Raw genomic sequence first — 15135 nt, 5'->3', positions numbered from 1 at the left:
TTCGTTTCGAAAGATAACGGAAGCAATCAAAACCTATCAGCGAAACTTCGTCAAGCGCCATGCGATAAAAAGAGCTGTGGATAAGCTAAAAAAGATCGCAGCCCTCCGGCAGCTCCTACACAGGATTTTTGGTCACCCTGTAGGAGCTGCCAAAGGCTGCGATCTTTTGATCTAACGAACTGTGGATAACTCAGCTCTTCTTGATCTTCTCCGGCCGCTTCCAGCCATCGATGTTCCTCTGACGACCACGCCCGATGGCCAACTGGGATTTATCCACAGTTGAGGTAATGGTCGAGCCGGCCGCCGTGGTAGCACCATCCAGGATATCCACAGGCGCCACCAACGAGTTGTTGGAGCCAATGAACACATCTTCACCCAGCACGGTTTTCCACTTGTTCGCGCCGTCGTAGTTGCAGGTAATAGTGCCAGCACCGATGTTGGTGCGCGCGCCCACTTCGGCATCGCCCAGATAGGTCAGGTGACCGGCCTTGGCGCCTTCGCCCAGGTGAGCATTTTTCAACTCGACGAAGTTACCCACATGGGCTCGCGCTTCCAGCACGGTGCCTGGACGCAGACGCGCGAATGGGCCGGCATCGCTGCCTTCACCCAGAATGGCACCTTCGATATGGCTGTTGGCCTTGATGACCACGCCTTTGCGCAGGGTGCTATCCTTGATCACACAGTTCGGGCCGATCACCACATCGTCTTCGATGACCACCTTGCCTTCGAGGATCACGTTGATGTCGATCAGCACGTCGCGGCCTACTGTCACGTCTCCACGCACGTCGAATCGTGCCGGGTCGCGCAGCGTTACACCTTGAGCCATCAAACGACGACCGGCGCGCAATTGATAATGCCGTTCCAGTTCGGAAAGCTGCTTGCGGTCATTGGCGCCCTGCACTTCCATGGCATCGTGCGGCTGCTCGGTGTCCACCACCAGACCATCGCTCACGGCCATCGCAATGATGTCGGTCAGGTAGTACTCGCCCTGGGCGTTGTTATTGGAAAGTCGGCTCATCCAGTCGCCAAGACGGGCAAAAGGTAGCGCCAGAATGCCGGTATTGCCTTCGGTGATCTTGCGTTCAGCTTCGTTGGCATCTTTCTGTTCGACGATGGCCGCAACCTTGCCGGCAGCATCACGAACAATCCGACCGTAACCGGTCGGGTCATCCAGTTCGACGGTCAGCAAGCCCAACTGCTGCGGCCCCACCTTCTTGAGCAAGCGCTGCAGGGTATCGACTTCGATCAACGGCACATCACCGTAGAGCACCAGCACGGTGTCGGCCTGAATGAACGGCACGGCTTGGGCAACGGCGTGACCGGTACCCAGTTGTTTATCCTGCAGGACGAAGTTCAGGTCATCCGCCGCCAGGCGTTCGCGCACGGCATCGGCACCGTGACCGATCACGACGTGGATGCGCTGTGGATCAAGTTGCCGGGCGCTGTGGATAACATGGCCAAGCATGGAGTTGCCGGCAATCGGGTGCAAGACTTTCGGCAAAGCGGAACGCATGCGCGTGCCTTGGCCAGCAGCAAGAATAACGATTTCAAGAGACATGACTGGCTACCAATCCTGGGTGGTCAGCGGCTGCGACCAGGTTGTAAAAGTTGGAAAAGAAAAAAGGGTAGCCGAGGCTACCCTTTTTAATCAATCACACAACAAGTGCTGCCTTAGTGGCCGAACTTCTTGCGGATCTGCTGGACGGTGCGCAGCTGAGCTGCAGCCTCGGCCAGACGTGCGGCAGCAGAACCGTAATCGAATTCCGCGCCCCGCTCATGCAGTGCCTTCTCGGCAGCCTTGACGGCTTCCTGAGCGGAGGCTTCGTCCAGGTCGGCAGCACGTTGCACGGTGTCGGCAAGAACCTTGACCATGTTCGGCTGAACCTCGAGGAAACCACCGGAGATGTAATACACCTCCTCTTCCCCGCCCTGCTTGACCAGGCGGATCGGACCTGGCTTCAGATTAGTGATCAGCGGCGCGTGACCCAGGGCGATACCAAGATCACCCAGTGCACCGTGCGCAATCACCATCTCGACCAGACCGGAAAAGATTTCTCCTTCCGCGCTGACGATATCGCAATGGACTGTCATAGCCATCTGATTGCCTCAACCTAAATTAGCGCCCGTTGCCGGGCGCCGGGATTACAGTTTCTTGGCTTTCTCGATCGCTTCTTCGATGCCGCCAACCATGTAGAACGCTTGTTCTGGCAGGTGGTCGTAGTCACCGTTGAGGATGCCTTTGAAGCCAGCAATGGTGTCTTTCAGGGAAACGTATTTACCCGATGCACCGGTGAAGACTTCAGCCACGAAGAACGGCTGCGACAAGAAGCGCTGGATCTTACGAGCACGGTTTACCAACTGCTTGTCGGCTTCCGACAGCTCGTCCATACCCAGGATCGCAATGATGTCCTTCAGTTCTTTGTAACGCTGCAGAACATACTGAACGCCGCGAGCGGTGTCGTAGTGGTCCTGGCCGATTACGTTCGGGTCCAGTTGGCGCGAAGTCGAGTCGAGTGGATCGACCGCTGGGTAGATACCCAGGGAAGCGATGTCACGGGACAGAACGACGGTAGCGTCCAAGTGGGCGAAGGTGGTCGCTGGCGACGGGTCGGTCAAGTCATCCGCAGGTACGTATACCGCTTGGATCGAGGTGATCGAACCTTCCTTGGTCGAAGTGATACGTTCTTGCAGAACGCCCATCTCTTCAGCCAGGGTCGGCTGGTAACCTACTGCCGAAGGCATACGGCCCAGCAGTGCGGATACTTCAGTACCGGCCAGGGTGTAACGATAGATGTTGTCGACGAACAGCAGAACGTCGTTACCTTCGTCACGGAACTTCTCGGCCATGGTCAGGCCGGTCAGTGCTACGCGCAGACGGTTTCCCGGCGGCTCGTTCATCTGACCGTAAACCAGTGCCACTTTGTCCAGAACGTTGGAGTCCTTCATCTCGTGGTAGAAGTCGTTACCCTCACGAGTACGCTCACCCACACCGGCGAACACGGAATAACCGCTGTGCTCGATGGCGATGTTACGGATCAGTTCCATCATGTTTACGGTCTTGCCTACACCGGCACCACCGAACAGACCGACTTTACCGCCTTTGGCGAACGGGCAAACCAGGTCGATAACCTTGATGCCGGTTTCCAGCAGGTCGTTGCCGCCTGCCTGTTCAGCGAACGAAGGCGCTGGACGGTGAATGCCCCAACGCTCTTCGGTAGCGATTGGACCAGCTTCGTCGATCGGGTTGCCCAGAACGTCCATGATCCGGCCCAGAGTCGCTTTACCGACCGGTACGGAGATGGCTGCGCCAGAGTCGACAACGTCCAGACCGCGCTTCAAGCCTTCGGTGGAACCCATCGCAATGGTACGAACCACGCCGTCGCCCAGCTGCTGCTGAACTTCCAGGGTGGTCCCGGCCGCGCTTTGTACAGTCAGCGCGTTGTAGATGCTCGGTACGCTGTCGCGTGGAAATTCCACGTCGATAACGGCGCCGATGATTTGAACGATACGTCCGCTACTCATAGCTGGATCCTCTGAATATTTGAACCGTTAAACCGCGGCAGCGCCGCCGACGATTTCCGAGATCTCTTGGGTGATCGCAGCCTGACGCGCCTTGTTGTAGACCAGCTGCAAATCGCTGATCAAATCACCGGCGTTGTCGGTAGCGTTCTTCATCGCGATCATCCGCGCAGCTTGTTCAGCCGCGTTGTTCTCGACCACCGCCTGGTAGACCTGCGACTCCACGTAACGGACCATCAAGCCGTCCAGCAGCTCCTTGGCATCCGGTTCGTAGAGATAGTCCCAGTGGTGCTTGAGGTCTTGATCCGGGGTTGCCACCAGTGGAATCAACTGCTCCACGGTAGGCTGTTGCGTCATGGTGTTGATGAACTTGTTGGACACCACGGACAGGCGGTCAATACGGCCGTCCAGGTAGGCATCCAGCATCACCTTGACGCTGCCGATCAGATCATTGATCGACGGCTCTTCACCCAGGTGGCTGATAGCTGCAACGACGTTACCGCCGAAGTTGCGGAAAAAGGCCGCACCCTTGCTACCAACGACACACAGATCGATCTCGACGCCGTTTTCGCGGTTTACCGCCATGTCCTTGACCAGGGCCTTGAACAGGTTGGTGTTCAAGCCGCCGCACAGACCACGGTCACTGCTCACTACGACATAACCCACACGCTTGATTTCGCGGTCGATCATGAACGGGTGGCGGTATTCCGGGTTGGCGTTGGCCAGATGCCCAATTACCTGGCGGATACGCTCCGCATAAGGACGGCTAGCAGCCATGCGCATTTGTGCCTTGCGCATTTTGCTGACCGCCACTTTTTCCATGGCGCTGGTAATCTTTTGCGTGCTTTTGATGCTCGCAATCTTACTGCGAATCTCTTTTGCGCCTGCCATGTAACACCTATCAGGTTAGCAAGCGGGAGCCTTGCGGCTCCCGCTGCGGCTTACCAGGTTTGGGTGGCCTTGAACTTCTCGATACCGGCTTTCATGCCAGCGTCGATTTCGTCATTGAAGTCACCTTTCACGTTGATCTTCGCCATCAAATCGGCGTGATCGCGGTTGAAGAAAGCAATCAGCGCTTGCTCGAAGCTGCCGATCTTGGCGATTTCAACGTCAGTCAGGAACCCACGCTCAGCGGCATACAGCGACAGCGCCATGTCAGCGATCGACATTGGTGCGTATTGCTTCTGCTTCATCAGCTCGGTAACGCGCTGACCATGCTCAAGTTGCTTACGGGTCGCTTCGTCCAGGTCAGAAGCGAACTGGGCGAATGCGGCCAGTTCACGGTACTGAGCCAGAGCGGTACGGATACCACCGGACAGCTTCTTGATGATCTTGGTCTGAGCGGCACCACCCACACGGGATACCGAAACACCGGCGTTCACTGCAGGGCGGATGCCCGAGTTGAACATGGCCGATTCCAGGAAGATCTGACCGTCGGTGATGGAAATCACGTTGGTCGGAACGAACGCGGAAACGTCGCCAGCCTGGGTTTCGATGATCGGCAGTGCGGTCAGGGAACCGGTTTTGCCGGTCACTGCGCCGTTGGTGAACTTCTCTACGTATTCTTCCGAAACGCGGGATGCGCGCTCCAGCAGACGGGAGTGGAGATAGAACACGTCGCCTGGGTAAGCTTCACGGCCTGGTGGACGGCGCAGCAGCAGGGAAATCTGGCGGTAAGCCACTGCTTGCTTGGACAGATCGTCATAAACGATCAGCGCGTCTTCACCGCGGTCGCGGAAGAATTCACCCATGGTGCAACCGGAGTACGGTGCCAGGAATTGCAGCGCAGGAGATTCCGAAGCACTGGCAGCCACGATGATCGTGTTGGCCAGGGCGCCGTTTTCTTCCAGCTTGCGAACCACGTTGGCGATGGTCGATTGTTTCTGACCGATTGCTACGTAGACGCAGAAAATGCCGCTGTTCTTCTGGTTGATGATCGCGTCGATCGCCAGAGCGGTTTTACCGATCTGACGGTCACCGATGATCAGCTCACGCTGGCCACGGCCGACAGGGATCATGGCATCGACAGCCTTGTAGCCAGTCTGTACAGGCTGGTCTACCGACTTACGCCAGATCACGCCTGGAGCAACTTTCTCGACCGCGTCGGTCTCGGTGTTGCCCAGTGGACCTTTGCCGTCAACAGGGTTACCCAGTGCGTCGACTACGCGACCCAGCAGTTCCTTACCAACCGGAACTTCCAGGATGCGGCCAGTGCACTTGGCGCTCATGCCTTCAGCCAGAGACTGGTATGCGCCCAATACAACGGCACCTACGGAGTCTTGCTCCAGGTTGAGGGCCATACCGAAGACGCCGCCCGGAAACTCGATCATCTCGCCGTACATTACGTCGGCCAGACCGTGAATCCGCACGATACCGTCAGATACGCTGACGACAGTGCCTTCGTTACGGGCTTGGGAGGTCACATCGAGCTTGTCGATGCGGCCCTTGATAATTTCACTTATTTCGGAAGGATTGAGTTGCTGCATTGCTCTGCTGCCCCTTCAAACTCAAGATTTCAATGCTTCGGCAAGTTTCGCGATTTTGCCGCGAATCGAGCCATCGATAACCAGGTCGCCGGCGCGGATGACGACACCACCAATAAGGGCAGCGTCCTCCGCAACTTGCAGGCGCACTTCCCGGTTGAGTCGTGCACTGAGAACCTTGGCGAGTTTGTCTTGCTGTTCTTGGTTCAATGCGAAAGCACTGGTCACTTCAACGTCTACCGACTTCTCTTGCTCGGCCTTGTACAGGTCGAATAGAGCGGCAATCTCCGGCAACAGCGGGAGACGGTCGTTTTCGGCAACGACGTGGATGAAGTTCTGTGCCTTGGCATCAAACTTGTCGCCGCACACGTCAATGAACGTGGCGGCCTTTTCTGCGCTCGTCAGTCGCGGGGCCTTGAGCACGCGCTGCATGGTGTCGTCTTCCGACACCGCTGCAGCCAGGCCGAGCATGGCTGACCAATTGGCCAGTTGCTGGTGGGCCTGAGCGTGCTCGAAGGCCGCCTTAGCGTAAGGTCGGGCCAACGTGGTCAGTTCTGCCATGATCGCCCTCGCTTAGATTTCAGCAGCCAGTTGGTTAACCAGCTCTGCGTGCGCGTTTTGATCGATTGTGGCACCCAGGATCTTCTCGGCGCCGCCGACTGCCAGCAAGCCCACTTGGGCACGCAGCGCGTCTTTGACACTGTTCAGTTCCTGTTCGATCTCGGCTTGAGCCTGAACCTTCACACGGTCAGCGTCGACACGGGCTTTTTCAACAGCCTCTTCGACAATCTGGTTACCGCGTTTCTTGGCTTGCTCGATGATTTCAGCTGCCTGAGCTTTCGCTTCGCGCAGTTGGTGACCCGCTTTCTCTTGGGCCAACTCCAGGTCGCGAGCTGCACGGCTGGCAGCGTCCAGACCATCAGCGATCTTCTTTTGACGTTCGTGCAGAGCCGCAATGACCGGAGGCCATACGAACTTCATGCAGAACAGTACAAAAATCAGGAACGCAACGGACTGGCCAATCAGGGTCGCATTAATGTTCACGCCAACACCTCGCAGTTACGTTGTCCATCACACCAAATTACCCGGAAGATCCGAGTAATTAGCCAGCGATTTGACCAACGAACGGGTTCGCAAAGGTGAAGAACAGAGCGATACCAACACCGATCATGGTTACGGCGTCGAGCAGACCGGCAACGATGAACATTTTAACTTGCAGCATTGGAACCATTTCTGGCTGACGCGCTGCGCCTTCCAGGAACTTGCCGCCCAGCAGGCCGAAACCAATTGCGGTACCCAGTGCGCCCAGGCCGATCAACAGTGCAACAGCGATAGCGGTTAGACCAACTACAGTTTCCATCTTTCCTCCCGACTTTTACGTCGTATGGTTTAGGTTTTTTAGATTAAAGCGGTAAAACAAATCGTTTCAGATGCCCCGTAAGGAGCACCTTCCCGTTTTACCGGGAAGGACATCAGACTAGTCGAGACTGGTCTTAATGGTTTTCTTCGTGTGCCATCGACAGGTAAACGATGGTCAACATCATGAAGATGAACGCCTGCAGGGTGATGATCAGGATGTGGAACACAGCCCACGCCCACTGCAGAACAACGCCCAGGCCACTAAGCCAGAGCAGACCGCTGCCGAACATCACAGCAATCAGAATGAAGACCAGCTCACCGGCGTACATGTTGCCGAACAGACGCAGAGCCAGGGAGATCGGCTTGGCGATCAGGGTCACGAATTCCAGCAGGAAGTTCACCGGGATCAGCAGGGCCTGAACGAAAATGTTCTTGCTGCCGAACGGGTGCAGGGTCAGTTCGCCGATGAAGCCGCCGATGCCCTTGACCTTGATGCTGTAGAAAATGATCAGTGCGAAGACCGAGATAGCCATGCCCAGGGTCGCGTTCGGGTCGGTGGTCGACACGGCGCGGAACGGGATGTGCGCATCACCGGAGATCAGGATGGCCAGCTGAGGAATCCAGTCGACCGGTACCAGGTCGACGGCGTTCATCAGGAACACCCAGACGAAGATGGTCAGTGCCAGCGGTGCAATCACCGGGCTACGGCCATGGAAGCTGTCTTTCACGCTGCCATCGACGAATTCGACCAATACTTCAACGAAGTTCTGCAAAGCACCTGGCTGACCGGAAGTCGCTTTCTTTGCCGCCATGCGGAAAAGAAGAACGAAGATCAGACCCAATGCGACCGACCAGCCGAGAGTATCGACGTGGAAAGCCCAGAAGCCCATTTCCTTGGCTTCTGCTGCGGTGTGGGCAAAGCCCCAGCCGCCGTTTGGGAGCTGACCGAAGGTCAGGTTCTGCAAGTGGTGCTGGATATAGCCCGAAGCGGTTGTTTCTGCCATGGTTGCCTCAAACGCCCTAAGGTCTCGAAAGTCTTGTTCTCATCAGCAGGGGAGCGAACCAGCTGACTGACTGAGTCAGCACGAAGGCACCGAATACTGCAATCGGCGCCAGTGGCTTCACACCTGCAAACACCAGTGCAAACAGCACTGCCGTCAAAATCAGTTTGCCTGCCTCGCCGGCATAAAAAGACCGGACGATGGACTGGGCCGCTCGAGCGCCGGAAAACCGAAATGCCCTGTGAGCGAAATAAACATTGGGTAGCAAGGCTATCAGGCCTCCGCAGAGTCCCGAGTACCCGGCAACGACTCCATATCGGTACCAAAGCGCCAAAGCGGCAATCAGCAATACGACAAATTGAGCCATTAACACCGGAAAAACTGCCAGGCGATGGAAGGGCAGGCGGTTTGGCGTGCGGGTTTCCATCACTTTTACTCTCCAATGGTCGGCTGCCGAAATTCAATAACTTGGCATAATTTGTGCCGACAAAATGCGCGCAGAGTATAGGGGCGGTTCTGCCCCTATTCAACTGTCAGGTAGTGATTTCCGACTGCGCGCTACATGAGGAAATGTTTCAGCGGATATGTGCAAGTACGCCTTGAAGCTCATCCAGTGAGTTGTAGCCAATCACCAACTGCCCTTTACCCTTCTTACCGTGGCGGATCTGCACCGCAGAGCCTAGGCGCTCGGCCAGGCGCTGTTCGAGACGAGCAATATCCGGGTCCGGTTTTGCCGCTTCCACAGGCTCCGGTTTACCACTCAACCACTGGCGAACCAGTGCCTCTGTCTGGCGCACGGTCAGCCCGCGTGCGACAACATGTCGCGCCCCTTCAACCTGTTGAATTTCCGGTAAACCGAGCAAAGCACGGGCATGACCCATTTCCAGGTCGCCGTGGGACAACATGGTCTTGATGACTTCCGGCAGGGAAATCAGGCGCAACAGGTTGGCCACGGTCACCCGCGACTTGCCCACGGCCTCGGCCACCTGTTGCTGGGTCAGCTGGAACTCCTGCTGCAAACGCTGCAGGGCCACCGCTTCTTCAATCGGATTCAGGTCTTCGCGCTGGATGTTCTCGATCAGCGCGATGGCGATCGCGGTTTCATCGGGTACATCGCGAACCATCGCCGGGATCGTTTCCTGCCCGGCCTGCTGGCTGGCGCGCCAGCGACGTTCGCCGGCGATGATCTCGAAGCGGCCGCCGCCGATCGGGCGAACCACGATAGGCTGCATGACGCCCTGGGCCTTGATCGACTGCGCCAGCTCTTCGAGCGCCTGCGGATCCATGTCACGACGCGGCTGGTACTTGCCGCGCTGGAGCAGATCAAGGGGAAGGTGCTGCAGCTCACGCAGATCGGCTTGCGCCGCTTGTTCTTCCAGCGAGCTGACAGTCGGACCACTCAACAGAGCATCCAGTCCACGTCCGAGACCTCGTTTCTTGACGGCCATGGGGATTCCTTAAGTTGCCTGAGCAGCGGCGATGCGTGAGTTTTTGCGTTGACGACGAACCATTTCGCCCGCCAATGCCAGGTAGGCAACGGCGCCTCGCGATGTTTTGTCGTACGCCAGCGCCGGCATGCCGTAGCTTGGCGCTTCAGCCAGACGGATGTTGCGCGGAATGACGGTGTCGTAGAGCTGCTCGCCGAAGTGTTCCTTGAGCTGCGCCGAGACATCGTTCATCAGGCTCAGGCGCGGGTCGTACATCGTACGCAGCAGGCCTTCGACCTTGAGGTTCGGGTTCAGCAGTTCAGAGATACGCTTGATGTTATCCACAAGATCGCTCAAGCCTTCAAGTGCGAAGTACTCGCACTGCATGGGGATAATGACCCCGTCGGCGGCAACCAGTGCGTTCAAGGTCAGCATCGACAGCGATGGCGGGCAGTCGATCAGAATGTAATCGTAGTTTTCCCGGATCGGCGCCAGCGCGCTGCGCAGACGGCTTTCCTTCATCTGCATTTCCAGCAGAACCACTTCGGCCGCGGTGAGGTCGCGGTTGGCCGGCAACAGCTGGTAACCACCATGCTCGGAGAAGTGCATGGCCTGGGCCAGGTCACATTCTCCGATCAGCAGGTCGTAGACCGAGTTTTCCAGGCCATGTTTATCCACACCGCTACCCATGGTGGCGTTGCCCTGTGGATCAAGATCGATCAACAGCACCCGGCGCTTGGTCGCGACCAGGGATGCTGCGAGGTTGATGCAGGTGGTGGTTTTGCCCACGCCACCCTTTTGGTTCGCAATCGCGAATACCTTAGCCATTCTTGCTTGTGTTCCCAATCATGCCGTGCGGCGCAGTATCAGCAGATGGCGTTGGCCTTGGCAACCAGGTACGGCCAGGGCGTGTTCGCTATCGAGGTGGAAGTCTGCCGGCAATGCTACCAGCTCATCGGCCGGATGAACGCCCTTCATTGCCAGCCAGCGTGTTTCGCTATCGCCGAGGTGGCGAGTCCAGTTGCTGAAGTTCTCCATGCTGCTGAACGCCCGGGAAATGATCCCGTTGAACGGTTGGGCAGGCTGGAATGCTTCGACGCGACTGTGGATAACTTGCAGGTTATCCAGTTTGAGTTCGAGTTTGACCTGGGTCAGGAAGCGGGTTTTCTTGCCGTTGCTGTCCAGGCAGGTCACCTGGGACTCGGGAAACAGGATCGCCAGCGGAATGCCAGGCATGCCGCCGCCACTGCCGACGTCGAGCCAGCGACCGTTTTCGATGAACGACATCACGCTCAGGCTATCGAGCAAATGACGGGAAACCATTTCGTCCGGATCACGCACGGCGGTGAGGTTGTAAGCCTTGTTCCACTTGATCAACAGGGCCAGGTAACCCAGCAACTGTGCGTGCTGGGTTTCTGTCAGCGTGACACCGAGTTGGCGAGCACCTGTGGATAACTCTTCTGCGTGTTGCGAAGTGACCAACGAACTCAAGCGCTTTGCTCCAACTGACGGCCCGCGCCGCGTTTTTTCAAATGAATCATCAACAGCGAAATGGCTGCCGGCGTAACGCCCGGGATACGCGAGGCCTGGCCCAGGGTTTCTGGACGGGTCGCGCCGAGCTTGCTCTGGATCTCCTTGGAGAGACCGGAAATATTCGTGTAATCGATATCCACAGGCAGTTTGGTGTCTTCGCTGGCGCGCAAGCGGGCGATTTCGTCCTGTTGACGATCGATGTAGCCGGCGTACTTGGTCTTGATTTCGACCTGCTCGGCAACCTGTGGATCTTCTGCGCCGCCACCGGTCACGGCGATCAGACCAGCGTAGTCGATTTCCGGACGACTCAAGAGATTGAGCAGGTTGTATTCGTGAGTCAGTGGCGTGCCGAATTTTTCGGCAATGGCATCGCCCTGTTCGGTGCCGGGGCGTACCCAGGTGCTTTTCAGGCGCTGCTCTTCCAGTTCGATGCTTTCGCGTTTTTTGCAGAAAGCTGCCCAGCGCAAGTCATCCACCAGACCCAGTTCGCGGCCTTTTTCGGTCAGGCGCAGGTCGGCGTTGTCTTCGCGCAGGATCAAGCGATATTCGGCGCGGGACGTGAACATCCGGTACGGCTCTTGGGTACCAAGGGTAATCAGGTCGTCGACTAACACGCCGATATAGGCCTCGTCGCGACGCGGGCACCAGGCCTCTTTGCCTTGCGCACGCAGCGCAGCGTTGGTCCCGGCCAGCAAACCCTGGGCACCGGCTTCTTCGTAACCGGTGGTGCCGTTGATTTGCCCGGCAAAGAACAGACCGCCGATGACTTTGGTTTCCAGGCTGTACTTCAAGTCACGTGGATCGAAGTAGTCGTACTCGATCGCGTAGCCCGGACGCACGATGTGCGCGTTTTCCATGCCGCGGATCGATTGCACGATCTGCAATTGCACGTCGAACGGCAAGCTTGTGGATATCCCGTTCGGATACAGCTCATGAGTGGTCAAACCTTCCGGTTCGATAAACACCTGATGGCTTTCCTTGTCGGCAAAGCGATGGATCTTGTCTTCGATCGACGGGCAATAACGCGGGCCGATCCCTTCGATCTCGCCGGCAGCGGAATACATCGGCGAACGGTCGAGGTTCGCGGCAATGATTTCGTGGGTGCGGGCATTGGTGTGGGTAATCCAGCAGCTGACTTGCTTCGGATGCTGTTCTTTGGACCCCATGAACGACATCACCGGGATCGGCGTATCACCCGGTTGCTCGGACATCACCGAGAAATCCACAGACCGGCCGTCGATACGCGGCGGAGTACCGGTTTTCAAACGACCCACACGCAATGGCAGTTCACGCAGACGGTGAGCCAGCGCGATCGATGGCGGATCACCGGCGCGACCGCCGGAAAAATTCTGCAAACCGATGTGGATAAGTCCACCGAGGAACGTGCCGGTGGTCAACACCACGGAATCGGCGAGGAAACGCAGACCCATTTGCGTGACAACACCACGGACTTGTTCCTGCTCGACGATCAGGTCGTCAGCGGCTTGTTGAAATATCCACAGGTTCGGCTGGTTCTCCAGGATTTCGCGGACAGCTGCCTTGTACAGAACCCGGTCTGCCTGCGCGCGGGTTGCTCGCACGGCCGGGCCTTTGCGGCTGTTCAACACGCGAAACTGGATACCGCCTTTATCGGTAGCCATGGCCATCGCACCGCCGAGGGCGTCGATTTCCTTGACCAGGTGGCTTTTGCCGATCCCGCCAATGGCAGGGTTGCAACTCATGGCACCGAGGGTTTCCACGTTATGCGTCAGCAACAGGGTTTTAACCCCCATACGTGCTGAGGCCAGTGCTGCCTCGGTACCGGCATGACCGCCGCCGATGACGATCACTTCAAAACGGGAAGGGAAATCCACCACGCACCTCGTGCCTGCTTAAGTAGGTAATTCAGGAATAGTTTGAGCTCAGGTTTTTGGACCTGGTCGACAAGTATAGGGACTTCGCCCTTCCTAAAGAACCCTTTGCACAAAATTTAACCAGCTGTGGAAAAGTCGGAGTTATAGAAATTAAAAAGAAAGAAATTTATTAAATCTTTGTTTTTATGTTTATTTCTATGCACCCTCATTTCTGTGGATAGATTGATACAGGCCTTTATTTTCAATGTGTACAGAGATTCAAAACCCTGTGTTCATGTGCCAATGAGGCCCTTGGATAACCGGTGTAAGCCTGTGGATGAAAGAGGTGGTTATCCACAGAGGTGGTTATGTTCAGTTTTCAGGCCCTGTTATCAACTGACCTTAGCCACGGTTATTCACAGGGCTTAATCCACAGAAAAGTGCCGTTTGCTCGAAATTCGGGTACAGGAATTGCGCTAAAGCAGACAAAGTCCGCTCGGCACTGGAGGTTTTTTTCAGAAATGGAGAGAACAGACAGGCACGAATGGCCTGTCTGTGAGTAACAGGTGGGCTACTTACCGATACAGAAGCTGGAGAAAATTCGCCCCAGCAGATCATCGGAGCTGAAAGCACCAGTGATTTCACCCAGCGACTGCTGAGCCTGGCGCAAATCCTCGGCCAGTAACTCGCCAGCGCCGGCCAGGGTCAATTGAGCGCGGCCATGCTCGAGGGCTGCACTGGCATGACGTAGCGCCTCAAGGTGTCGCCGGCGAGCGCTGAAGCTGCTTTCGGACGTTTGTTCATAGCCCATGCAGGCCTTGAGGTGTTCGCGCAGCAGGTCCAGCCCGACACCACCAGACTTGGCGCTCAGGCTGATGGTGACATGGCCGTCCGCGCTGACCTCCAGGGCAATGGCTTCGCCCGTAAGGTCGGCCTTGTTGCGGATCAGGGTGACTTTCGCGGGATCGGGACGGGTTTCGAGAAACTCCGGCCAGAGTGCGAAAGGATCGAGGGCTTCCGGGGCCGTGGCATCGACCACCAGCAGTACCCGATCCGCTTCGCCGATGGCTTTCAAGGCACGCTCGACGCCGATTTTTTCCACATGATCATCGGTATCGCGCAGGCCGGCGGTATCCACCACGTGCAGCGGCATGCCATCGATGTGGATATGTTCACGGAGCACGTCACGGGTGGTGCCGGCAATTTCGGTCACGATCGCCGCTTCACGCCCAGCCAGGGTATTGAGCAGACTGGATTTACCGGCATTCGGACGGCCGGCAATGACCACTGTCATGCCGTCACGCAGCAAGGCGCCCTGCCCGGCTTCGCGGATGACGGTGGATAACTCGTCGCGAACCTTGTCGAGCATGCTCAGGACGTGGCCATCGGCAAGGAAGTCGATTTCCTCTTCCGGAAAATCGATGGCCGCTTCGACATAGATGCGCAGGCCGATCAATTGCTCGGTGAGGTTATGCACACGCGACGAGAAAGCACCCTGCAGTGAGCGCAACGCGTTTCGCGCAGCCTGGGCAGAACTGGCTTCAATCAGGTCGGCAATGGCCTCGGCCTGGGCGAGGTCCAGTTTGTCGTTGAGGAAGGCGCGCTCACTGAATTCTCCCGGCCGGGCGAGACGGCAACCCAGTTCCAGGCAACGCTTGAGCAGCATATCCAGAACGATCGGACCACCATGGCCTTGCAGCTCCAGCACATCTTCGCCTGTGAACGAGTTCGGGCCGGGGAAATACAAGGCAATGCCCTGGTCCAGCACCTCGTCGTTTTCACTGAAAAACGGACCGTAGTGAGCAAATCGCGGCTTGAGCTCGCGACCGCTGAAGGCCTTGGCCGCAACGCTGGCCAACGGCCCGGAAATACGCACGATGCCTACACCGCCTCGACCTTGAGCGGTGGCGACGGCTGCGATGGTTTCGCGAGGAACGCTCATAAACCGGTATCCAGACAAAAGTGACAGATAGCAAAACGC

General features: G+C 57.2%; 15 protein-coding genes. All 15 read right to left on the bottom strand.

Annotation, left to right across the window (positions count from 1 at the left end; translation table 11 throughout):
* Window positions 1-190: 190 nt before the first annotated feature.
* Window positions 191-1558 (bottom strand): bifunctional UDP-N-acetylglucosamine diphosphorylase/glucosamine-1-phosphate N-acetyltransferase GlmU, encoded by a 1368-nt coding sequence (glmU, locus tag ASD95_RS00610; RefSeq protein ID WP_056726777.1) that lies wholly within the window; start codon window positions 1556-1558, stop codon window positions 191-193.
* A 113-nt stretch (window positions 1559-1671) separates the two neighbouring features.
* Window positions 1672-2097, bottom strand: a complete 426-nt coding sequence (locus ASD95_RS00605) for a F0F1 ATP synthase subunit epsilon (protein ID WP_007969909.1) — start codon at window positions 2095-2097, stop codon at window positions 1672-1674.
* Between the two features lie 45 nt (window positions 2098-2142).
* Window positions 2143-3522, bottom strand: coding sequence for a F0F1 ATP synthase subunit beta (gene atpD, locus ASD95_RS00600; RefSeq protein ID WP_008045671.1), 1380 nt, complete (start codon window positions 3520-3522; stop codon window positions 2143-2145).
* Between the two features lie 27 nt (window positions 3523-3549).
* Window positions 3550-4410, bottom strand: coding sequence for a F0F1 ATP synthase subunit gamma (gene atpG, locus ASD95_RS00595; protein WP_008045673.1), 861 nt, complete (start codon window positions 4408-4410; stop codon window positions 3550-3552).
* A 50-nt stretch (window positions 4411-4460) separates the two neighbouring features.
* Window positions 4461-6005, bottom strand: a complete 1545-nt coding sequence (gene atpA / locus ASD95_RS00590; RefSeq protein WP_030132553.1) for a F0F1 ATP synthase subunit alpha — start codon at window positions 6003-6005, stop codon at window positions 4461-4463.
* Between the two features lie 21 nt (window positions 6006-6026).
* On the bottom strand, window positions 6027-6563 hold the full coding sequence (locus tag ASD95_RS00585; RefSeq protein WP_008045680.1) for a F0F1 ATP synthase subunit delta: 537 nt from the start codon (window positions 6561-6563) through the stop codon (window positions 6027-6029).
* A 12-nt stretch (window positions 6564-6575) separates the two neighbouring features.
* The gene (locus tag ASD95_RS00580) at window positions 6576-7046 is read right to left on the bottom strand and encodes a F0F1 ATP synthase subunit B (RefSeq protein WP_008045681.1); all 471 of its coding nucleotides are present in this window, start codon (window positions 7044-7046) and stop codon (window positions 6576-6578) included.
* Between the two features lie 58 nt (window positions 7047-7104).
* Complete coding sequence (gene atpE / locus ASD95_RS00575) at window positions 7105-7362, bottom strand: F0F1 ATP synthase subunit C (protein ID WP_003097235.1); 258 nt, start codon at window positions 7360-7362, stop codon at window positions 7105-7107.
* A 133-nt stretch (window positions 7363-7495) separates the two neighbouring features.
* Entirely contained in the window at window positions 7496-8365 is an 870-nt protein-coding gene (gene atpB / locus ASD95_RS00570) for a F0F1 ATP synthase subunit A (RefSeq protein ID WP_056726776.1), read from the bottom strand.
* 16 nt (window positions 8366-8381) lie between these two features.
* On the bottom strand, window positions 8382-8789 hold the full coding sequence (locus tag ASD95_RS00565) for a F0F1 ATP synthase subunit I (protein WP_008045685.1): 408 nt from the start codon (window positions 8787-8789) through the stop codon (window positions 8382-8384).
* Window positions 8790-8937: 148 nt separating this feature from the next.
* Window positions 8938-9810: a ParB/RepB/Spo0J family partition protein gene (locus tag ASD95_RS00560; RefSeq protein ID WP_056726775.1), complete on the bottom strand. Its 873-nt coding sequence runs from the start codon at window positions 9808-9810 to the stop codon at window positions 8938-8940.
* A 9-nt stretch (window positions 9811-9819) separates the two neighbouring features.
* A complete protein-coding gene (locus ASD95_RS00555; RefSeq protein WP_056726774.1) occupies window positions 9820-10617 on the bottom strand; it encodes a ParA family protein in 798 nt (265 codons plus the stop codon).
* An 18-nt stretch (window positions 10618-10635) separates the two neighbouring features.
* Window positions 10636-11280, bottom strand: a complete 645-nt coding sequence (gene rsmG, locus ASD95_RS00550; protein WP_007969895.1) for a 16S rRNA (guanine(527)-N(7))-methyltransferase RsmG — start codon at window positions 11278-11280, stop codon at window positions 10636-10638.
* Window positions 11277-13175 carry a tRNA uridine-5-carboxymethylaminomethyl(34) synthesis enzyme MnmG gene (gene mnmG / locus ASD95_RS00545; protein WP_056726773.1) on the bottom strand — a complete coding sequence of 633 codons (1899 nt, stop codon included), beginning with the start codon at window positions 13173-13175 and terminating at the stop codon, window positions 11277-11279. Before mnmG ends, rsmG begins: the two co-directional genes overlap by 4 nt.
* Window positions 13176-13725: 550 nt before the next feature.
* Window positions 13726-15096 carry a tRNA uridine-5-carboxymethylaminomethyl(34) synthesis GTPase MnmE gene (gene mnmE, locus ASD95_RS00540; RefSeq protein ID WP_056726772.1) on the bottom strand — a complete coding sequence of 457 codons (1371 nt, stop codon included), beginning with the start codon at window positions 15094-15096 and terminating at the stop codon, window positions 13726-13728.
* Window positions 15097-15135: the final 39 nt, after the last annotated feature.

This window comes from Pseudomonas sp. Root71, assembly GCF_001429045.1.
In the GTDB taxonomy this organism is placed as follows: Bacteria; Pseudomonadota; Gammaproteobacteria; order Pseudomonadales; family Pseudomonadaceae; genus Aquipseudomonas; species Aquipseudomonas monachiensis.
This window is presented reverse-complemented; position numbering and strand designations above follow the sequence as displayed.

Bases quoted from the DNA above. Each gene is read 5' to 3' on its own strand.
- ASD95_RS00565 (WP_008045685.1), bottom strand. From the start codon at position 8,789: ATGGAAACCCGCACGCCAAACCGCCTGCCCTTCCATCGCCTGGCAGTT.
- ASD95_RS00560 (WP_056726775.1), bottom strand. From the start codon at position 9,810: ATGGCCGTCAAGAAACGAGGTCTCGGACGTGGACTGGATGCTCTGTTG.
- atpG (WP_008045673.1), bottom strand. From the start codon at position 4,410: ATGGCAGGCGCAAAAGAGATTCGCAGTAAGATTGCGAGCATCAAAAGC.
- atpB (WP_056726776.1), bottom strand. From the start codon at position 8,365: ATGGCAGAAACAACCGCTTCGGGCTATATCCAGCACCACTTGCAGAAC.
- atpE (WP_003097235.1), bottom strand. From the start codon at position 7,362: ATGGAAACTGTAGTTGGTCTAACCGCTATCGCTGTTGCACTGTTGATC.
- atpD (WP_008045671.1), bottom strand. From the start codon at position 3,522: ATGAGTAGCGGACGTATCGTTCAAATCATCGGCGCCGTTATCGACGTG.
- ASD95_RS00555 (WP_056726774.1), bottom strand. From the start codon at position 10,617: ATGGCTAAGGTATTCGCGATTGCGAACCAAAAGGGTGGCGTGGGCAAA.
- mnmE (WP_056726772.1), bottom strand. From the start codon at position 15,096: ATGAGCGTTCCTCGCGAAACCATCGCAGCCGTCGCCACCGCTCAAGGT.
- atpA (WP_030132553.1), bottom strand. From the start codon at position 6,005: ATGCAGCAACTCAATCCTTCCGAAATAAGTGAAATTATCAAGGGCCGC.
- ASD95_RS00605 (WP_007969909.1), bottom strand. From the start codon at position 2,097: ATGGCTATGACAGTCCATTGCGATATCGTCAGCGCGGAAGGAGAAATC.
- glmU (WP_056726777.1), bottom strand. From the start codon at position 1,558: ATGTCTCTTGAAATCGTTATTCTTGCTGCTGGCCAAGGCACGCGCATG.
- ASD95_RS00585 (WP_008045680.1), bottom strand. From the start codon at position 6,563: ATGGCAGAACTGACCACGTTGGCCCGACCTTACGCTAAGGCGGCCTTC.